The organism is Palleronia pelagia, from assembly GCF_900110115.1.
Lineage (GTDB): Bacteria > Pseudomonadota > Alphaproteobacteria > Rhodobacterales > Rhodobacteraceae > Palleronia > Palleronia pelagia.
In genome coordinates, this window is record NZ_FOCM01000008.1 from 20,534 (window position 1) to 40,321 (window position 19,788).

18 protein-coding genes are annotated in these 19,788 nt (G+C 67.5%); 8 read left to right on the plus strand and 10 right to left on the minus strand.

Going from position 1 to position 19,788, the window contains the following annotated elements:
• Window positions 1-619 precede the first annotated feature (619 nt).
• Window positions 620-1,474 (plus strand): hypothetical protein, encoded by an 855-nt coding sequence (locus tag BMX96_RS19380; protein WP_139210118.1) that lies wholly within the window; start codon window positions 620-622, stop codon window positions 1,472-1,474.
• Between the two features lie 4 nt (window positions 1,475-1,478).
• On the opposite strand, the gene parE is transcribed toward BMX96_RS19380, so the two are convergent.
• A complete protein-coding gene (gene parE / locus BMX96_RS15495; protein WP_091846311.1) occupies window positions 1,479-3,428 on the minus strand; it encodes a DNA topoisomerase IV subunit B in 1,950 nt (649 codons plus the stop codon).
• A gap of 111 nt (window positions 3,429-3,539) precedes the next feature.
• On the opposite strand from parE, the gene BMX96_RS19700 reads away from it, so the two are divergent.
• Together BMX96_RS19700 and BMX96_RS15500 are read left to right on the plus strand one after the other, a co-directional pair.
• A complete protein-coding gene (locus tag BMX96_RS19700) occupies window positions 3,540-3,695 on the plus strand; it encodes a hypothetical protein (protein WP_175481764.1) in 156 nt (51 codons plus the stop codon).
• Window positions 3,696-3,737: 42 nt separating this feature from the next.
• Window positions 3,738-4,619, plus strand: a complete 882-nt coding sequence (locus BMX96_RS15500) for a dihydrodipicolinate synthase family protein (protein WP_091846312.1) — start codon at window positions 3,738-3,740, stop codon at window positions 4,617-4,619.
• Window positions 4,620-4,664: 45 nt separating this feature from the next.
• Here the strand turns inward: BMX96_RS15500 and BMX96_RS15505 are convergent, their stop codons facing one another.
• On the minus strand, window positions 4,665-5,936 hold the full coding sequence (locus BMX96_RS15505; RefSeq protein ID WP_330220651.1) for an MFS transporter: 1,272 nt from the start codon (window positions 5,934-5,936) through the stop codon (window positions 4,665-4,667).
• Between BMX96_RS15505 and BMX96_RS15510 the strand changes: the two genes are divergently transcribed.
• Window positions 5,935-6,822, plus strand: coding sequence for an NAD-dependent epimerase/dehydratase family protein (locus BMX96_RS15510; RefSeq protein ID WP_091846314.1), 888 nt, complete (start codon window positions 5,935-5,937; stop codon window positions 6,820-6,822). The two genes, BMX96_RS15505 and BMX96_RS15510, sit on opposite strands and share 2 nt — an antisense overlap.
• A 66-nt stretch (window positions 6,823-6,888) precedes the next feature.
• Window positions 6,889-8,268, plus strand: coding sequence for an MATE family efflux transporter (locus BMX96_RS15515; RefSeq protein WP_091846315.1), 1,380 nt, complete (start codon window positions 6,889-6,891; stop codon window positions 8,266-8,268).
• Here the strand turns inward: BMX96_RS15515 and truA are convergent.
• The 3 genes from truA to BMX96_RS15530 form a co-directional block, all read right to left on the minus strand.
• On the minus strand, window positions 8,214-8,993 hold the full coding sequence (gene truA, locus BMX96_RS15520) for a tRNA pseudouridine(38-40) synthase TruA (protein ID WP_091846316.1): 780 nt from the start codon (window positions 8,991-8,993) through the stop codon (window positions 8,214-8,216). The two genes, BMX96_RS15515 and truA, sit on opposite strands and share 55 nt — an antisense overlap.
• A gap of 117 nt (window positions 8,994-9,110) precedes the next feature.
• Entirely contained in the window at window positions 9,111-10,460 is a 1,350-nt protein-coding gene (locus BMX96_RS15525) for an ABC transporter substrate-binding protein (protein ID WP_091846317.1), read from the minus strand.
• A gap of 72 nt (window positions 10,461-10,532) precedes the next feature.
• On the minus strand, window positions 10,533-11,486 hold the full coding sequence (locus BMX96_RS15530; RefSeq protein ID WP_175481765.1) for a LacI family DNA-binding transcriptional regulator: 954 nt from the start codon (window positions 11,484-11,486) through the stop codon (window positions 10,533-10,535).
• A gap of 94 nt (window positions 11,487-11,580) precedes the next feature.
• Here BMX96_RS15530 and BMX96_RS15535 point away from each other — a divergent pair, with 94 nt between their 5' ends.
• Complete coding sequence (locus tag BMX96_RS15535) at window positions 11,581-13,170, plus strand: alpha-amylase family glycosyl hydrolase (protein ID WP_091846319.1); 1,590 nt, start codon at window positions 11,581-11,583, stop codon at window positions 13,168-13,170.
• A gap of 94 nt (window positions 13,171-13,264) precedes the next feature.
• Here the strand turns inward: BMX96_RS15535 and BMX96_RS15540 are convergent, their stop codons facing one another.
• From BMX96_RS15540 to BMX96_RS15560, 5 genes are all read right to left on the minus strand, one after another.
• The gene (locus BMX96_RS15540; protein WP_214606861.1) at window positions 13,265-14,062 is read right to left on the minus strand and encodes a transporter substrate-binding domain-containing protein; all 798 of its coding nucleotides are present in this window, start codon (window positions 14,060-14,062) and stop codon (window positions 13,265-13,267) included.
• Window positions 14,063-14,087: 25 nt separating this feature from the next.
• Window positions 14,088-14,795: an amino acid ABC transporter permease gene (locus BMX96_RS15545; RefSeq protein ID WP_091846320.1), complete on the minus strand. Its 708-nt coding sequence runs from the start codon at window positions 14,793-14,795 to the stop codon at window positions 14,088-14,090.
• Complete coding sequence (locus BMX96_RS15550) at window positions 14,792-15,472, minus strand: amino acid ABC transporter permease (RefSeq protein WP_091846321.1); 681 nt, start codon at window positions 15,470-15,472, stop codon at window positions 14,792-14,794. The genes BMX96_RS15545 and BMX96_RS15550 overlap by 4 nt, the downstream gene beginning before the upstream one ends.
• A gap of 184 nt (window positions 15,473-15,656) precedes the next feature.
• The gene (locus BMX96_RS15555) at window positions 15,657-16,487 is read right to left on the minus strand and encodes a GNAT family N-acetyltransferase (RefSeq protein WP_091846322.1); all 831 of its coding nucleotides are present in this window, start codon (window positions 16,485-16,487) and stop codon (window positions 15,657-15,659) included.
• Complete coding sequence (locus BMX96_RS15560; RefSeq protein ID WP_091846323.1) at window positions 16,484-17,170, minus strand: GntR family transcriptional regulator; 687 nt, start codon at window positions 17,168-17,170, stop codon at window positions 16,484-16,486. The genes BMX96_RS15555 and BMX96_RS15560 overlap by 4 nt, the downstream gene beginning before the upstream one ends.
• Window positions 17,171-17,418: 248 nt before the next feature.
• On the opposite strand from BMX96_RS15560, the gene BMX96_RS15565 reads away from it, so the two are divergent.
• Window positions 17,419-18,393, plus strand: coding sequence for an ABC transporter ATP-binding protein (locus BMX96_RS15565; RefSeq protein ID WP_091846324.1), 975 nt, complete (start codon window positions 17,419-17,421; stop codon window positions 18,391-18,393).
• 50 nt (window positions 18,394-18,443) lie between these two features.
• The gene (locus tag BMX96_RS15570; protein WP_091846325.1) at window positions 18,444-19,724 is read left to right on the plus strand and encodes an ABC transporter substrate-binding protein; all 1,281 of its coding nucleotides are present in this window, start codon (window positions 18,444-18,446) and stop codon (window positions 19,722-19,724) included.
• Window positions 19,725-19,788 lie beyond the last annotated feature (64 nt).

Genomic DNA, 19,788 nt, shown 5'->3' on the forward strand with positions numbered 1-19,788 from the left:
GTCCGGTTGGGGTGGTGTCGCCGGGACCGTAGCGCGGGGCGGGGGTGTTGGGAATGGGGTGTTTGGGGGCGGTTGAGCGGGGAAGACCCGGTCGCGAATCTTAGGCGGCTATTTCCTTTTAGCGCCGTTCGACGGCAGTACAGTGGTGCTAACCGACGAGAACGGCTGCGAGGCGCGGATGATCCAGACAGCCCTGTCGTACGGGGGGCCACGCGATCGACCGCGCTTTTCTGCCGAGGGTCAGACGGCAATGTGAGAATGGGCGGGGCCGATACTGGCTGGCTCCGTGTCGCGGGCCGGGCCGTCCTTGAGTTTTCCGAGATTGGGTTGGGGTAGCGCAGGGAGCGTGCCGGAACCGAACAGTTTCGGAGCCTGACGTGTCTTGCGTCCTCCCCACTGCCCGGCGGTCACCGCCGGCCGTGTCCGCTCCGCTCCCACCGGGCGGGCGCTCCACTATGGGACGAGACATCTCTATAAATTCCGTATACCTTGGGTGGTAGTTTGCCGAACATACAAAATACCGGTGGAATAGTGTATTCGGCTCAGAGAGGGCGCGCTCCCACCATCTTCATAAAGGGACCCTCCGGGCGCCTAATTTTTCTGCTTTAGGGGATTTGTATTGTCTAGATTTGAGTTCAGCTCGTTCGATAGAGATACCGCGGATCGTAAGCGTGATGAGAAGAAAAGAGTTGAGAGTCCAGGCTCTTTCTTTTACGCTCAAGGGCGAGGCCTCCTTTTAGCAGCTGACTATTTCAAAGATGGCCGACTGGCAGAGGACGCACGCACAGGTACCGCCATCAAACATAGGCAGAGGATTAACCTGGCAATATTTGGGCAGCTGATGGCTTCTTTTGAATACTTTCTGAAGGACTTTGTGGCAAAGGCAATCGACGCGACCGTTCATTTAGACAGCTCAGTCGATAAATGTGATTGGATGACGATCGATAAGCCAAAGGTTCTAGCGACGCGAGGGAACACGAGTTCGGTTGGTGCAATGCTGGTTCATTCATCTTCGAGGTGGCACAGCCCAACAGTCGTAAACGATAGGTATCAGCAGCTATTCCAGCGCAGACCGATCTCAAATGCTGAGACAGAAGATCTTGAAAAGCTTTGGATCGCGCGGCATTCCGTTGCGCACAATGCAGGGTTTGTGACCCATTACGATGCTTCTAGGATGGGAGAGCAACGTCTTTCGGAGCAATCAATTGCTATGACGATAAAATTTCTAGAGGAAACCTTCCAGTTCTTAGTTGAAATAGTCAGGCGCACGACTGAAGACATCGGTCAAAAAATTTTAGAAGATTGGCTTGGCACTCTTGCAGATATTGGCCCGGACTATGCTAGGGATAAATCGACTTATAGAAAATTGAAGTTGCTTTCTACGTTTGTCGAAAGCCGACCTCAAGATCTTCCAAAAGTAACGGAAAGTCAGTATCTTCAGGATTTTCCAGAAGGCCAGCCGAACCTAATTTAGCCATTCAGACATCCAACTCCTCCACGAACTGCGCGTTCTGTTGGATGTATTCGAAGCGCAGCTCGGGTTTCTTCCCCATCAACCGCTCCACCAGGTCTCCGGTCTCGCCCGTGACCTCGTCGACGATCTTCACGCGGATCAGCTTGCGTGACTTCGGGTCCATGGTGGTGTCCTTCAGGTCCTTGGCGTCCATCTCGCCCAGGCCCTTGAAGCGGCTGACGTCGATCTTGCCCTTGCCGCCCAGGCCCTTTTGCAGCCACGCCTCCTTCTCGGCCTCATCCAGGCAGTAGACGCGCTTGGCCCCCTGCGTCAGGCGGAAGAGCGGCGGGCAGGCGAGGTAGAGGTGGCCCGCGTCGATCAGCGGGCGCATCTGGGTGTAGAAGAACGTCATCAGCAGCGACGCGATATGGGCGCCGTCCACGTCGGCGTCGGTCATGATGATGATCTTGTCGTAGCGCAGGTCGTCGAGGTTGAACTTGGTGCCCATGCCCACGCCGAGCGCCTGGCAGAGGTCGTTGATCTCGGCATTGCTGCCCAGCTTGGACGACGCCGCGCCCAGCACGTTCAGGATCTTGCCGCGCAGTGGCAGCAGCGCCTGGGTCTTGCGCTCGCGCGCCATCTTGGCCGAGCCGCCCGCGCTGTCGCCCTCGACGATGAACAACTCGGTGCCGTCGCGCGCCGAGGTCGAGCAATCGACCAGCTTGCCGGGCAGGCGCAGCTTTTTGGTGGCGGACTTGCGCTGCGTCTCCTTTTCGGCGCGGCGGCGCATCCGTTCCTCGGCCCGCAGGATCAGGTAGTCGAGGATGGCGCCGGCGGCCTTGGTGTCCGACGCGAGCCAGTTGTCGAAATGGTCGCGCACGGCCCTTTCCACCAGGCCCTGGGCGGCGGAGGTGGCGAGCCGATCCTTGGTCTGGCCGACGAATTCCGGCTCGGCGATGAAGCACGAGACCAGCGCGCAGCCGCCCGCCGCCAGATCCTCGCGCGTGATGTCCTTGGCCTTCTTCATGCCCGACCGTTCGCCGTGGGCCTTGATGCCCTTGAGGATGGCGGCCCAGAACCCGGCCTCGTGCGTGCCGCCCTCGGGGGTGGGGACGGTGTTGCAGTAGGATTGCACGAAGCCGTCGCGCGCGGGGGTCCAGTTGATGGCCCATTCCACCTTGCCGGGCGCATCGCGGAAATCGACATTGCCGGCGAAGGGCGCGTCGGCATAGGTGGCCGCGCCGCCCAGCGTTTCCTTCAGGTAATCGGCCAGCCCGCCGGGGAAGTGGAAGGTGGCTTCCTTCGGGGTGTCGCCATCTTCGATCGCGGTCTTCCAGCGGATCTCGACGCCCGAGAACAGGTAGGCCTTGGAGCGGACCATCTTCATCAGACGGGCGGGCTTGAATTTCAGCGCGCCGAAGATCTCGGCATCGGGGTGGAAGGTGACGGAGGTGCCCTTGCGGTTGGGCGCGGCGCCGGCGTCGGCCACCGGGCCCACGGGCTTGCCGCGCGTGAATTCCTGCGCCACCAGCTTGCGGTCGCGGGCGACCTCGACCCGGACGTGATCGGACAGCGCGTTGACCACCGAGATGCCCACGCCGTGCAGGCCGCCGGAGGTCTGGTACGCCTTGCCCGAGAACTTGCCGCCCGCGTGGAGCGTGCACAGGATGACCTCCAGGGCGCTCTTGTCGGGGAATTTGGGGTGCGGGTCGGTGGGGATGCCGCGTCCGTTGTCGCGGATGGTGACCGAGTGATCGGCGTGAAGCTCGACCTCGATGCGGTTTGCGTGACCGGCGACGGCCTCGTCCATGGAATTGTCCAGCACCTCGGCCACCAGGTGGTGCAGAGCGCGTTCGTCGGTGCCGCCGATATACATGCCCGGGCGCTTGCGCACGGGTTCGAGCCCCTCGAGCACCTCGATCGACGAGGCGTCATAGGCGGGGGCGGCGTTCCCCTTCAGAAGGTCTTCGGACATGCTGCTCACCTTGCTTTTCTTGATTGGATCGTAGCATCGCACCAAGCCCGCGCCGGGGCAATGCCGCGCTGCGGCCCCGATGGCGCCACGTTTGCGGGGCAGGGTGGCGCCATGGAAAAGCAGACCCATATCCGCGCCCTGCTGGCGCGTGCCCGCGCCCGCCGCGACCGCGAGAGTGACGAGGTCCGGCCCGAGATCCCCGTCGTGCGGCGCGTGACGCTGGACGACGTGGTGCGGCTGATGGGGCGCGACGACCAGGCCGCCTGATCGCGCTTGCCGATTCCCGGCGGCGGGCGCAATGCTGCGCGCATGACACCGTTTCACGGCCTGCTGGCCTATCCCGTGACCCCGATGGATGCCGACGGCGCGCCCGACCTCGATGCGCTGGGCCGGGTGCTCGCGCCCCTGGTCGATGCGGGGGTGGATGCCGTGGGCCTGCTGGGCAGCACCGGCAACTATGCCTACCTGGACTTGCCCGCCCGCAAGCGGGTGCTGGCGGCGGCGGTCGAGGCGCTGGACGGCCGCGTGCCGCTGGTCGTGGGCGTGGGCGCCATGCGCACCGACTGGGCCGAGGACCTGGCGCGCGATGCGGCGCGGGCGGGGGTGGACGGGCTGTTGCTGGCGCCCATGTCCTACCAGCCGCTGACCGAGGCCGAGGTGCACGCCCATTTCCGCGCCGTGTCGCTGGCGGGGGACCTGCCGCTCTGCGTCTATGACAACCCCGGAACGACCCATTTCCGTTTCACGTCCGAGCTGCTGGCGCGGCTGGCCCAACTGCCCGGCGTGGCGGCGGTGAAGGTGCCGGTGCCGCGCGACGACCCCGCAGCCGAGCTGTCGCGGATGCGCGACGGGCTGGCCGACGTGGCGCTGGGGGCCAGCGGCATGGCCGGGTGCGGTCGGGCGATGCTGGCGGGCGCGGACGCTTGGCATTCCAGCCTTGCGGGCAGCCTGGCGGGCCCGGCTCTGGCCCTGGTGCGCGCGGCGCAGGCGGGCGATGCGGAGGCGGTTGAGGCGCGGGAGACCGCGCTGGCGCCCCTTTTCGGGCTGATGGCGCGGCGGGGCAGCCTGCGCGTGGCTCACGCCATCGTCGGGCTGCGCGGATTGTGCGCCGCCCCGTTGCCGCGTCCGCTGATGCCGCTGGACGCCGAGGAGATCGACATGCTCGCCGGGATGCTGGACGAGCTGGACTGACCGCGCGACGCGGGCGCCGCCGCGCCGCCGCGCCGCCGCGCCGGCTCAGGGCGCGGGGGGCGGCGCCATGGCCCTGGCCAGCGCCACGATCAGCAGCGCCAGCACGGCCAGAAGCGCCATGCCGATTCTGAGGCTCGTTGCCGCGGCCACCAGCCCGATCAGGGGCGGTCCGATCAGGATGCCGCCATATCCCAGCGTCGCCACCGCCGCGATCGCCTGGCCCGCGGGCATCGACCGCGAGGCAGCGGCGCGCGAGAACGCCAGCGGGAAGATGACGCCGAGGCCCAGGCCGAACAGCACGAAGCCGGGCAGGGCAAGGCCGAGGCCCGGCGCCAGGGCGACCAGGCTTGCCCCGGTCACGGCGAACGCGCCGCTGGCGCGGGTCATGGCGGTCGGGCCGAAGCGCGCCACCAGCCCGTCGCCGGCCAGGCGCACGGTCACCATGGCGGCGGCGAAACAGGCATAGCCCAGCGGCGCGGCCCGTTCGGTCTGGGACAGCGCCTCGATCAGGTAGACCGCCGACCAGTCGGCGACGGCGCCTTCGCCCAGCGCCGCGGCAAGGGCGACGATCCCCACCGTCACGAGGCCGCCCTTCGGCAGGGCGAAGGCGGGGCCGTCATCGCTGAGGTCCGATTGCCACGGCACGCGGGTCAGCCACCAGCCCAGGGCCGCGGCGGGCAGCCCGATCACGGCGAAATGCAGCAGGACCGGCCCCCCGGCGAAAACGAGACCGCTGGCGGCGCCCGCGCCCGACGCCAGAGACCACGCGGCATGGAACGAGCTGAGGATGGGCCGGCCGCCCGCGCGCTCGATCTCGGTCGCCCAGCCGTTCATGGCCACATCGGTGGCGCCATAGGCCGCGCCGAAAAGAAACAGCGCCGGGGCCAGCAGCCAGAGCGACGGCATCAGCGGCAGCGCCAGGAGCGTGCAGATCTGGACCGGGATCAGCAGCCGCGTCAGCCGCTTGGCGCCCATCCTGTCCGAGGCCCGCCCGGCCAGCGGAAAGGCCACGATGGCACCGCCCGCGATGCACAGAAGCAGCAGGCCGAGCGCGTCGTGATCGAGGCCGAAGCGCTCGACGAAGGCGGGAATGCGCGCGGCCCAGAGACCGAACAGGAGACCGTTCATGCAGAAGGCCGAGGTCGCGGCGATACGGGCGGATCGAAGGTGGTGCATCCGCGCTTGATCGGGCCGCGCGGTCGGGACTGCAAGGGACGTTTTGAGCCTTTCCCGCGGTCGTGCCCGATCTCGGTGGCGGTGGCCAAGCCGCGCCCGCCGGACTAGCTGCCCCGGCAACACATCATGGAGAGGCATCATGCGTATTCTGTTCACCGGCGGCAGCGGCAAGGCGGGGCGGCATGTCGTCCCCTACCTGATCGAGCAGGGCCATTACGTCACCAACCTGGATCTCGAGCCGCTGGAGGCCGAGGGCGTGCAAAACCTGCAGGCCGACCTGACCGACCCGGGGCAGGTCTGGGGCGCGCTGACCCAACCGTCGAGCTGGGGCGACCTGGAACTGCCGCGTGGCGTCCCGGCCTATGACGCCGTGGTGCATTTCGCCGCCGTCCCGCGGATCATGATCACCACGGATAACGAGACCTTCCGCACCAACACGATGGGCACCTACAACGTGATCGAGGCGGCGCTCGGCCTGGGCATCCGCAAGGTGATCTTCGCGTCGTCGGAAACGACCTATGGCATCTGTTTCGCCGATGGCGAGCGCAAGCCCGACTACATCCCCGTGGACGAGGCGCACCCCACGGTGCCGGGCGACAGCTACGCCATGTCGAAGGTCTGCAACGAGGATACCGCGCGCTGTTTCCAGCACCGCTCGGGCGCGGATATCTACGGGCTGCGGATCAACAACGTGATCGAACCCCATGAATACGCCGAGATGTTTCCTGCCTTCATGGACGACCCCGCCCTGCGCCGGCGCAACATCTTCGCCTATATCGACGCGCGCGACCTGGGCCACATGGTCGATTGCTGCCTGAAGACCGACGGGCTGGGATACGAGGTGTTCAACGTCGCCAATCCCAACACGTCCGTGGGCATCACCAGCGACGAGGTGATCACGCGGTTCTACCAGGGCGTGGAGCAGAAGCGCGAGATGGGTGAACACGAGACGTTCTACAGCATCGACAAGGCGCGCGAGATGGTGGGCTTCGCGCCCAAGCACGACTGGCGCGACGTGCTGGGCTAGGGCGGGGCACCGCCTGCCGCCGGGCGGCATCTTGCCGCCCCGCGTGCCGGGGCGTAGGGCGGGCGCATGGACTATGCCACCCACCTGCGCCGCATCACCGTGCTGGGGCTGCCCCTGATCGGCAGCCACCTGTCGCAGTTCGCGATCCAGCTGACCGACACGGTGATGCTGGGCCGGTACGACATCGAGGTGCTGGCCGCGCAGGTGCTGGCGGCGACCTTCTTCTTCATCCTGCTGATCTTCGGCTCGGGCTTCGGCTGGGCGGTAATGCCCCTGGTGGCCGAGGCGGCGGCGCGCGGGGACGAGACCGTGGTGCGGCGCGCCACGCGCATGGCGCTGTGGCTGACCGGGGGCTTCGCGCTGGCCTGCCTGCCGCTCCTGCTGGGCGCGGGGCCCATCCTGCGCGCGCTGGGCCAGGCGCCCGCGCTGTCGCAGATGGCGGCCGACTACCTGTGGATCCAGGGCTGGAGCATCGTGCCCGCGCTGGGGATCATGGTGCTGAAATCCACCCTTGCCGGGATCGAGCGCACGCAGGTCGTTCTGTGGGCCACGGTCGCCGCGGTGGTCGTGAACGCGCTGGCGAATTACGCGCTGATCTTCGGCAACTGGGGCGCGCCCGAGCTGGGCATCCGGGGCGCGGCCATCGCGTCGCTGGTGTCGACGGCGCTCAGCTGCGCGGTGATGGTCGCCTACACCGCGCGGGCCATGGCGGCATACGCGGTCTTCGCCAATTTCTGGCGGGTGGACCGGGCGATCCTGGCGCGGGTGTTCCGGCTGGGCCTGCCCATCGGCCTGACCTCGGTGGCCGAGGTCAGCCTGTTCTCGGCTTCGTCGGTGATGATGGGCTGGCTGGGTGCGATCCCGCTGGCGGCGCATGGCATCGCGCTGAACATCACGTCGGCGGTGTTCATGGTGCATATCGGCCTGTCGAACGTGGCGACGATCCGCGCGGGCAACGCGCTGGGCCGGGGCGACGGGCCGGACCTGCGCCGCGGCGCGCGGGCGGTGGTGGCCGTGTCGCTGGTCTTCGCGCTGGTCTGCGTGGCGCTGTTCCTGCTGCTGCCGCGCCCGATGATCGCGGCCTTCCTCGATCCCGCCGACCCGGCCTACGGTCAGGTGATGCGGCTGGCCGTGGCGATGCTGGCGGCGGCGGCGCTGTTCCAGCTGGTGGACGCGTTGCAGGTCATGGCGCTGGGCCTGTTGCGGGGGGTGCAGGACACGCAAGTGCCCATGCTGCTGGCGGTCATCAGCTACTGGGTCGTGGGCGTGCCGGTGGCCTACCTGCTGGGCTTTGCGCTGGGGCTGGGCGGGATCGGCGTGTGGCTGGGCCTGGCGGCCGGCCTTGCGGTGGCGGGGGTGCTGATGATGCGCCGCTTCACGGCGCAGGGCGCCTACGTGGTCGAGCGGTCGAAAGGATCCGACGGATACCCGACCCCCACGAGGTAGAGCCCCTGGGGCGGCGCCACCGGGCCGCAGCGGGTGCGGTCGCGGGCGTCGAGCGCCGCTTTCACGTCGTCGGGTGTCCAGGCGCCGCTACCCACCCGCTCCAGCGTGCCCGCGAAGCTGCGGACCTGGTTGTGCAGGAAGCTGCGGGCGCGGACGTGGAGCCGGATCTCGGTCTGGTCGGGGCCCGCGATCTCTTCGACATCCAGCCGGTCGAGCGTCTTGACCGGCGACTTGGCCTGGCAGAGCGCGGCACGGAAGGTGGTGAAGTCGTGCCGCCCCAGAAGATGCCGCGCGCCGGCCTGCACGGCGCCGGCATCCAGCGGCTGTTTCACCTGCCACGCAAGCCCCGCGTCGTGGACCAGGGGCGCGCGGCGGCTGACGATGCGGAACAGGTACTGACGCCACGTGGCCGAAAACCGGGCGTGCCAGTCGTCCTCCACGCGGGCGCAGGCGGTGATGGCGACCGGCTGGGGCTTCAGGTGGTAATTCAGCGCCTCGGACAGCCGGAAAGGATCCCAGTCGCGCGCGAGATCCGCGTGGGCGACCTGCCCGCGCGCGTGGACGCCCGCATCGGTACGACCGGCGGCGGCGATGGTGTGGGGGCCGGGTTCCAGCCGGGCCAACGCGGCTTCGATCGCGCCCTGGACCGAGGGCTGGTCGGCCTGCCGCTGCCAGCCCGCGAAGGGCGCGCCGTGGTAGTCGACCTTGAGGGCAAAGCGGGGCATGGCGGTGCATCTATTCGCGCCGCGCGCGCGGGGCAAGCGGGGCAGGGCCGCGCCGCCCGGGCGAAAGGCGCGCCGCAAGGGGATGCGGCGCGCCCGGTGGCTCGACGGTCGCCCGGCTCAGCGGATCTGCGACCAGCGGTTCTGGATCTCGGCGGCGACGTCCTCGGCCGAGGCGCCGGTCTGGTAATCGACCATGCCCTGCCAGAAGGCAGAGGTGCCGATTTCGCCCGGCATCAGGTCGGACCCGTCGAACCGGAAGGTGGTCGCGTTGGTCAGGATCTCGCCCTGCGCGGCCTGCGTGTCGTTGGCGTAGGCGTCGGTATTGGCGCCCAGGTGCGGGGTCAGGAACTGGCCCTGGCTGATTTGGATCTCGTGCGCCGTGGGCAGTTTCAGGAACTCGATGAAGGCCTGCGCGATCTCGCGGTCCGAGGTGACCGAGATGACACCGCCCGAGCCGAGGATCGGCTGGCCCAGGTCACGGTCGGCATATGCGGGGAAGTAGAAGAAATCCACGTCCGTCCCGACCTCGACTTCCTCTGGGAAGAAGTTCGGGATGAAGCTGGCCTGCCGGTGCATGTAGCATTCGGGCGGGAACGAAAATAGGCCGGCGGGGCTGTCGCGAAAGTCCGAGGTCGCGACGGCGGCGGCGTCCTGGGGCACGAAGTCGTCGTTGCGTGCGAACCAGCCGTATTCCTCGATGGCGGCCACGATGCGCGGATCGTCGAACGGGATCTCGTTCGTCACCCACTGGTCATAGACCTCGGGCGGCTGGGTCCGCAGGACGAATTCCTCGACCCAGTCGGTGGCGGGCCAGCCCGTGGCCGCGCCCGAGCCGAGACCGATGCACCAGGGCGTGCCGCCGTCGTCGACGATCTGCTGGGTCAGCGCCTTCAGCTCTTCCATGCTCTGGGGGATGTCGTAGCCGGCCTCGTCGAAATTCTCGGGCGAATACCAGACCAGGCTTTTGACGTCGGCGCCGAAGATCGTGCCGTAGATGTTTTCCGACCCGTCGGGGCCTTCGAAGGTCACGAGATCGGCCCACGACGACCCGGCGGCGAAGTTGTCCGCGAACCACTGGCGGTTGGACGCATCCAGCGGGCGCACGACGCCGCGCCGGGCCATGTCGGCGGCAAGGCCCGGCTGCGGGAACATGGCGATGTCGGGCAGGGTGTCGGACTGGGCCGCGATGACGATGTCCTGCTCGAAGCTTTCCGAGCCCGAAAGCTGGACGGTCGCGCCGGTCGCTTCCTCGAAATAGGCGAACAGGTTGTCGAGCTTGTCCTTGTCGGCCCCGGTGGAGGCCCCCAGGACGACCAGCGTTTCACCGTCGAACTGGTATTCTTCTGCGAAGGCATCAAAGGCGTCCCAGCTGAACGGCCCTTCGCCGATGGGCTGGATCAGGTCCTGCGCGGCGAGCGGCGTGGCAAGCAGGGTCGTGGTCGCCAAAAGCGCGAAACGGGTCTTCATGGTATCCTCCCAGGGTATCCGAAACGTTTCGGATAAAAAGCATGTTAGCGCCCGACCTGTCAAGGGACGCGTTCAGCCGTGGGTCTGGAAGGGCAGGATGACCTGCGGAATTTCGCCGTCGATCGCTTGCACCAGCGCGTCGCAGAGCGGTGCCCAGGCGGCGTCCAGCGGCGCCTCGGTGCGCATGAGGGGGCCGGACAGGCGTGCGGGATCGAAGGCGATCAGCCGGTCGTCATGCACCGCCAGCGGGATGTCGGGCAGGGCCGCGCGCAGGCCCGCGGCCAGCATCATGTTGCCCGCGATCACCCCGTCGATTCCGTCTGGCGGCAGGCTGTCGGCGGCGGCGCGGCCGCGCGCCTCGGTCATCGGTCCGGGCAGGTCGGCCACCAGCCGCGCGCCGGCCGTGGCCAGCGCCGCGTCGATGCCTTCGCGGCGGAACAGCGTGTAGGGCCGATCCTCGGGGCCGCCCACCAGCGCGATGCGCCGCGCGCCGCGTGTCGTGAGCGTCGAGGCCAGCGCGTGGCCCACGGCGCGGTTGTCGATATCGACGAAAGGGTAGGCGGCATCGGCGCGGTCGCGCCCGTGCAGCACGAAGGGCGTGCCGCTTGCGGTCAGGCTGGCGACGCGGGGATCGTTCAGCACCGGGTCGGTCAGCACGAACCCGTCGATGCCGCCGCCGTGAACCAGTGTCTCGAGCGCGGCTACCGGGTCATCGCCGGGCCCGAGAACGTGAAGCAGGAACCGCAGCCCGCGGCGCGAGAACTCGGCCGACAGGCCCATCACCGATTCCATCAGGAGTTCGACCTCGACCGTCTCGGACCGGCCGGGCACGATCATGGCCACGATGCCCGATCGCCCGGATTTCAGGGTGCGGGCCGCAAGGTTGGGACGATAGCCGATCTCGAGCGCGCCCTGACGCACGCGGGTCTTGGTCTCGGCGCTGACATCGGCGTGGTCGTTCAGGGCGCGGCTGACCTGCGTCACCGACAGGCCCACGTGGCGGGCGACATCCTTGAGGGTCGGCACGGCTTCCTCCGCTTCCTGTGCCGAAATGACTTGCAACGCGAAACGTTTCGGGTCAACTTCCGTCAGGCCCGAAACGTTTCGGAAAGGTGGAATCATGGCACATTCGCAGGATTGGTGGCGCAACTCGGTCACCTACCAGATCTATCCGCGCAGCTTCCAGGACGACGACGGCGACGGCATGGGCGACCTGAAGGGGATCATCCGCCGGCTGCCGCACGTGGCCGATCTGGGCGTCGACGCGATCTGGCTGTCGCCGATCTTCACCTCGCCCATGGCCGACATGGGCTATGACGTGAGCGATCACCGCGATATCGACCCGACCTTCGGCACCATGGCCGATTTCGAGGCGCTGGTCGCCCGCGCGCACGATCTGGGCCTGAAGGTCATCATCGACCAGGTGCTGAGTCATTCGTCCGACCGCCACCCGTTCTTCACCGAAAGCCGGGCATCGCGCGCGAACCCGAAGGCCGACTGGTACGTCTGGGCCGACGCCAAGCCCGAGGGCAGCCCGCCCAACAACTGGCAATCGATCTTCGGCGGCCCGGCCTGGACCTGGGATGTGCGGCGGCGGCAATACTATTTCCACCAGTTCCTGAAGGAGCAGCCCGACCTGAACTTCCACAATCCCGAGGTGCAGGACTGGGCGCTCGACACCCTGCGCTTCTGGCTGGACAAGGGGGTGGACGGCTTCCGGCTGGACGCGGTGAACCACTATGTCCACGACGACCGGCTGCGCGACAACCCGCCCGACATCCGCGAGAAGACCGAGCCGGACTACAAGACTTTCGAGATGCAGTATCCGATCCATTCGAAGAACCGGCCAGAGAACCTGGCCTTCATCGAGCGGGTGCGGGCGCTGACCGACGAATACGACGCGCGCACCCTGATCGGCGAGATCGGCGAGGCCCATCACCCGATCGAGCGGCTGCACGACTATACCGGCCCGGGGCGGCTGCATCAGGCCTATCACACGGCGCTGATGCACAAGCCCTACGGCGCCGCGTTCTTCCGCGATCAGCTGAAGGCGATGTTCCGCGACGGCTATGAAGGGTGCCCCAACTGGGCGTTTTCCAGCCACGACGTGCCGCGCCACGTCTCGCGCTGGGGCGCGCATTGGAGCGATGCGGACCGCTTTGCCAGGATGACCTGCGCGCTGCTGCTGTCGATCCGGGGGTCGGTGTGCCTGTACCAGGGCGAAGAGCTGGGCCTGCCGCAGACCGAGCTGACCTACGACGAGCTGGTGGACCCCGAGGGCAAGACCTTCTTCCCCGACAACCCCGGCCGCGACGGCTGCCGCACGCCGATGCCGTGGGAGTCCGGGGCGAAGAATGCCGGGTTCTCGGACGCCGATTCGACGTGGCTGCCCATGAAGCCGCCGCAGGCCGCGCGGGCGGTGGACACGCAGGCGGATGACCCCGACAGCGTGCTGTCGTTCTACAAGCGCATGCTGGCCCTGAGGACGGATCGCGACGCGTTGCGCGACGGCGACATGGCGTTCCTCGACGCGCCCGAAGGCGTGCTGGCCTATCGCCGGGGCGCGGGCACGCTGTGCGTATTCAACCTGTCGGACGCGCCCGCGCGGTGGAACGGGGCCGGGGGGACGGTCCTTCTGTCGGAGGGGTGGCAGGCCGAGCCGGGCGGCGCGCAGGTCGAGCCCAACGGCTTCGCGATCCTGGCGGAGTGAGACGGCGGGGACGCGCGGCTGCTTGCGCGCCGGGTCGCCGGGGGGCGGGCAGACCCGTCTGGTCGCGCGCCCGCCCAGCCTTATGGTCCCTGTCTCAGAGCGAGGGCAGCGGCGGCAGGGGCTGGCCGAACCATTCTTCGGACAGCGTGTTCAGCTCGCCGTTCAGGGTGTTCGTCAGGATGAACACGTTGACCCAGCGCAGCAGGTCGGCATTGCCCTGCTTGATGCCGATGAAGCAGGGCGAGTCCCGCAGGATGAACTTCGTGTCCACGCTGAGATCGGGGTTCGACTCGGACAGCGACGCGGCGACGACGTTCCCGGTCACCAGCACATCGACCTGGCCCGAGACATAGGCGGCGAGTGTCGCGGCGTTGTCGCCGAAGCGGATGATCTCGGTCTCGTCGGACACCATGTCGGTCAGCGCCAGGTCCTCGAGCGTGCCGCCGGTCAGGCCGACGGAGTAGCCCGCGAGGTCATCGACGCTGGAAATCTCCTTGTCGTCGCTGGCGAAGGCGCCGGAATAGAACGGCGCGTAGGCGCTGGAGAACCAGATCGACTTGGCCCGCTCGGGATTGGCGCCCATGGAGGAAATCACGAGGTCCAGCCGGTCGGTTTCCAGGTAGGGAATGCGCTGGTCCGAGCTGATTGGTACCAGGTCCAGCTCGACTCCCATCGCCTCGGCGATCATGTTCGCGATCGAGACGTCATAGCCCTCGTATTCGCCCGAGGCGCCGAGCGAGCCGAAGGGCGGGAAATCCTCGGGCACCCCGATGCTGATCGTGCCCTCGGACAGGATATCCGACAGGTCGGCGGCGGCGGGTGCGGCGGTCATCGTGGCGGCGGCCAGCGCCGCGGCGGTCACGAGGCCCTTGAGCTTGTCTGTTACGGTCATGGAAATCTCCTTTGGTTGCGATGGATCAGGCAGCGGTCGGGGTCGCGGCACGTTTCACCGCGCCGAGGCGCTTTTCGAGATGGCGGGAATAGAGCGACAGCGGAAAGCAGAGGGCGAAGTAGATCAGCGCCATCAGGGGATAGATGACGAAGGGCTCGGTGCCGTCCACGGGCGCGTTGGCCCAGCGCTTGCCGATCTGCATGAGGTCGGAAAACCCGATGATGTAGGCCAGCGACGTGCCCTTGATGATCTGCACCATGAACCCGACCGTGGGCGCCAGCGCCAGCACGACGGCCTGGGGCAGTACCACCAGCCGCAGCATCTGAAGGAACCGCAGGCCCAGCGCTTCGCTGGCCTCCCACTGGCCGCTGGGGATCGCTTCGACCGCGCCGCGCCAGACGTCCGACAGGTAGGCGCTGGTATAGACGATGAGCGAGACCGAGGCCGCGATCCACGGGTCGATGTTGAAGCCCAGCAGCCGCGGCACGCCAAGACCCGCGAGGAACAGCAGCATCAGCAGCGGCGTGGACTGGAAGAACCAGATATACGCGACGGCCAGCCGCTTGCCCCACTTGAACGGGGCGACGCGGATCACGGTGATCAGCCCGGCCAGGATGCCGCCGCCGAAGAAGGCGATGAGCGACAGGTAGATGGTGAACTGCGTCGCCGCGAGCAGCTGAAACACGACGATCCCGAAGGGCTCTCCGAGTATGGCGGCGAACAGATCCTTCACCGGCCCAGCTCCGCCCAGGGAAAGCGCCAGCGATAAAGACCCGCCATCGCGGCTTTGTAGAGCAGCGAGATGCTGATGTAGATGACGGTCAGGGTGATGTAGACCTCGAAGGTCCGGAAGGTGCGGCTGTCGATGAACATGCCGGCGTTGGTCAGGTCGCGCACGCCGATCTCGGCGATGATCCCGGTGGTCAGGAACAGGAAGACGAACTGGCTGGACAGCGACGGGAACATGCGCCCGATGGCCTGCGGCACCACGATCAGCCGGAACGCCGTGATCGGCCGCAGGCCCAGCGCCTCGGCCGCCTCGCGCTGGCCGGTGTCGACCGAACGGAAGCCCGCGCGCAGGATCTCGGCGAAATAGGCCGAGAAGTTGAGCGCCAGCGCCAGGAGCGCGTGGGCCCAGAAGGGCCACGCATAGCCCAGCAGCAGGGGCAGTCCGAAGGCCACGAAGAACAGCTGCACGATCAGCGGCGTGTTGCGGATGAACTCCACGTACGCCGTGGCCAGCGGGGCCGCGATGCGGATCTGCATGTGCCGAGCCCAGGACAGGACGATGGCGAAGGCAAACCCGATAACGCCCCCGCAGAGGGTCAGCATTGCGCTCATGCCCGCGCCCTGCATCAGAAGGGTCACGTAGTCCCAGTTGCGATAGATTTCGAAGAACCGGAATTCCATCGCGCCCCCACGCCAAGTCCGCGCTCAGGCTAGGCGTGGCGTCGGGCGGCGGACAACGCGCCGGGTTTCGCGGCGTCAGGGATCACCGCCGGCTGCCCGGAGAATCGGCATCACGCCGGAATCTGCCCGTTTCCTTTGCCGTTCGGGATTTGGCCGAGTGTGGTCCGGATGGGCTCGCGGGAGCTCAACCGAGCTCGAGCGTTGCGACGGCCTGCAGGCATTGCCCCGTGGCCGGAGCGTCCCCGCGATACATGCGGGCGGTGCTGAAGCCTTCGGTGAATCCCTGCTGCCGCAGCATCTCGGCGAAGGGGGCGGCGGTGTCGGGCAAGTCGATCGTGACGCGGCTTTCCCCGATCGCGGATGCGGCCTGTCGCGCGAGGTGCAGCGCCGCGGGGGCGTCGTCCGCGATGATCGGCCCGATCTTGCACCCGTCCCGGCAGGTCCGGGCCGTGGCGACGCCGGTGATCGTCTTTCCGTCGCGCTTCAGGACGGTCTTCCGCGTCGGCCCGTCTTGTAGCCATGCGTGCAGGAAACGCGGCCGGGACACGCCGTTTGCAGCGGCATCGAGCCGTTCGAGGTCGGGTATCTCCCCCGCGCGCGCCACCGGAAGCGTCAGCGCCTCGGTCGCCAGGTGGCCGGACAGTCTCTGGGTGCGGCCATGCAGGACGAAGCCCGACCGCGCGTAGTTGGCCTGTTGCGCGGCGACACCGTCCAGGCCGACGGTGCGGTCCCCGGCATGGGACAGCGCGAAATTCCAGAGTGCGAAGCCGATGCCCCGGCCGCGGAATTCCGGGCGGCACAGGTAGAGCCCGAGAAAGGCGATGGCGTCGGAGTGATTGACCACCGAGATCGCCGCGACCACCTGGCCCCCGACCTCGGCCACGAAGAAGCCGTCGGGATCGGCCGCGTGGAAGGCGGCGGCGTCGTCCAGGCCCGGGTTCCAGCCTTCCGCGGCCGCCCAGTCGAGCATGACCGCGACCTCGCCCGCCCGGGCCACGCGGCAGCAGGCCGTCATCTTTGCAGGGCCTCGCGCAGCGACGCTGGCGGCGGCGCGACGTTGCGCAGGTCGAGAGAGGCCACGAGGTCGAGCAGGTGGTTCTTCATCAGCTCCTCAGCCGCCGCGCCGTCCTTGCGGGCGAAGGCGTCCAGAAGCGCATGGTGCGCCTGCGTTTCGCACAGCGCGGCCCGGCGCCGCCAGTAGAGCGCGATGATGAGCGACGAGCGTGAAATCAGCTCGGATATGACGGCCTCGATCGTGGTCTGGTCCGCGATGCGGGCGACCTCCAGGTGGAACTGGCCCGACAGCAGAAGCGCGCGACCGTTCTCGCCCGCGTCCAGCGCGGCATGCTCGTCGCGGATATTCTCGTTCAGAAGCGCGAGGTCGGCCTCGGTCATCCGCAGGGCGGCAGAATGGGCCGTGCGGGGTTCGAGAAGGGACCGCGCCTCGAAGACCTCGCGCGCCTCGCGCGGGGTGGGCTGCGCGACGAAGGCGCCGCGATTGCGGCGCAACTGGACCAGGTGGCGGTGCGACAGCGCGAGAAGGGCGGCCCGGACGATGGTGCGGCTGATCCCGTAGGCCTCGGCCAGGTCATCCTCGCCCAGCTTCGTGCCCGGTGGCAGGCGGTGTTCGTGGATGGCGCGTTCGAGGTCCGCCGCGATGGCGTCGCGGCTCCAGCTGGTGTGGTCTATCTTGTTCATTACCTGCGCATCACTTCCTGCCCTGCCGCGACCTTCGCCGATTCTCGCCCAGTGGGACAAGCGCGGGAGGCCCGCGATGGTTTCCGGGACAGTATTGTATACAACTTTGTGCCCGTTTTCGTGCACGACGCGCGGCGGCGCGGTCAAAAATGCGGCAAAGGGCAAAACCGCGCCCGTGTCGATGCGAAAATGCTGCCCTCGGAGCCGATAAGGGCCTCACCTCGGGTCAACACAGCACTGGGGGCCCGATGCGAACCGGATACGACCTTGAACTGGTTCACCTGACCAAGCGCTACGGCGACACGGTCGCGGTACGGGATCTGAACCACGTCTTCGTCAAGGGCAGCTATGTCTGCCTGCTGGGGCCGTCGGGCTGCGGCAAGTCGTCGACCCTGCGGATGATCGCGGGGCACGAGGATGTCAGCGAAGGGTCGATCGTCCTGGACAGCCAGGACGTGTCCCAACTGCCGCCCGCGCTGCGCGGGACCGCCATGATGTTCCAGAACTACGCGCTGTTTCCGCACCTGTCGGTGCGCGACAACGTGGCGTTTTCGCTGCGCATGAAGGGCGTGGACAAGGCCAAGCGGCACGCCCGCGCCGACGAGATGCTGGCGCTGGTGGACATGACGCACCTGGCAGACCGGCTGCCCACGCAATTGTCGGGCGGCCAGCAGCAGCGCGTGGCCCTGGCCCGCGCCCTGGTGACCGAGCCAAAGGTGCTTCTGCTGGACGAGCCCTTGTCCGCGCTCGACCCGTTCCTGCGCATCCGGATGCGGGGCGAGCTGAAGAAGCTCCAGCGCGAGCTGGGCATCACCTTCATCCATGTCACCCATGGTCAGGACGAGGCGCTGGCGCTGGCCGACGAGATCGTCGTGATGAACGACGCGGTCATCGAGCAATCCGGCCCGGCCCGCGATGTCTGGGGCGCGCCGCGCACCGAATTCGTCGCCCGGTTCATCGGCGGGCACAACGTGATCGCGCTGCCAAGCGGCAAGGCGACCGTGCGCGCCGACGCGGTGACGCTGGGCGACGACGGGCTGGCCGCGACGATCACGGCCGTCGAATACCAGGGCGCGTCGGTCGCCGTGACCTCGAAGCTGGAGACCGGCGACGAGGTGCTCGCCCTGCTACCGGAAGAGCAATTCTTCAACGCACCGAAATCCCCGGGCGACGCCGTGCGGCTCGCCTGGGACGAAAGGGGGCTGCACCGCCTCGAGGCCTGAAGGGGCCGACACGAAAGACCCCGCATCCATCCATCATGAGAGGAAAACCCATGGCGATACTCGCAAAACCCAAGGTCGGCTATTCCCGCCGTTCCCTGCTCAAGGCCGGCGGCGCGGCGATCGCCGCCTCGACCCTGCCGGCGCCCATGCTGTGGGCGCAGGACACCAAGGACATCGTTCTGCGCCAGTTCGGCACCGGCGTGTCGAACCTGAATGACGTGGCCAACAAGGTGAAGGAAGACCTGGGCTTCACGCTGGAAATGACGGCGCTGGACAGCGACAGCGTCACCCAGCGCGCCGCCACCCAGCCCGACAGCTTCGACATCGCGGATATCGAGTACTGGATCTGCAAGAAGGTCTGGCCCACGGGCAACCTCCAGGCGATGGATGTCAGCCGGATCGCGAACTACGACAAGATCGTCGGCATCTTCAAGGACGGCAAGCTGACGCCCGACAGCGAGATCGCGCAGGGCACCGCGCCGCACACCGTGGGCTTCATCCCCGAGCCCGGCGCGACCACATTCGCGGACGAGCAGACCAACTGGATGACCCTGATCCCGACGATCTACAACGCCGATACCCTGGGCATCCGCCCCGACCTGATCGGCCGCCCGATCGAGTCCTGGGCCGAGCTGCTGAACCCCGAGTTCCAGGGCAAGGCGTCGATCCTCGACATCTCGTCCATCGGCATCATGGACATGGCCATGGTCTGCGAGGCCATGGGCGAGATCCAGTACGGCGACAAGGGCAACATGACCCGCGAAGAGATCGACGCGACCATGGCGATCTTCACCGAGGCCAAGCAGAACGGCCAGTTCCGCGCCTTCTGGAAAACCTTCGACGAGAGCGTGAACCTGATGGCATCCGGCGAGGTCGTGATCCAGTCCATGTGGTCGCCCGCCATCACCGCCGTGAAGTCGCGGGGCATTCCCTGCGTCTACCAGCCGCTGAAGGAAGGCTACCGCAGCTGGGGCGGGGGCATCGGCCTGTCGCAGTCGCTGTCGGGCATGGAGCTGGACGCGGCCTACGAGTACATCAACTGGTACCTCTCGGGCTGGGTCGGCGGCTACCTGATGCGCCAGGGTTATTACTCGGCCGTTCCCGAGACCTCGAAGGAGTTCATGTCCGAGAACGAGTGGGGCTACTGGTTCGAGGGCAAGGAAGCCACCGACGTCATCACCTCGCCCACCGGCGACCAGCTGGCGCAGGCCGGCGAGGTCCGCGACGGCGGTTCCTTCGAAGAGCGCATGGGCTCGGTCGCCTGCTGGAACGCCGTCATGGACGAGAATCAGTACATGGTCCGCAAGTGGAACGAGTTCATCGCGGCCTGACCCGACATCGCCTCGCCCGCACGAGGCATCCGGCCCGGGGGGCGCGACGCCCCCCGCCACGTCC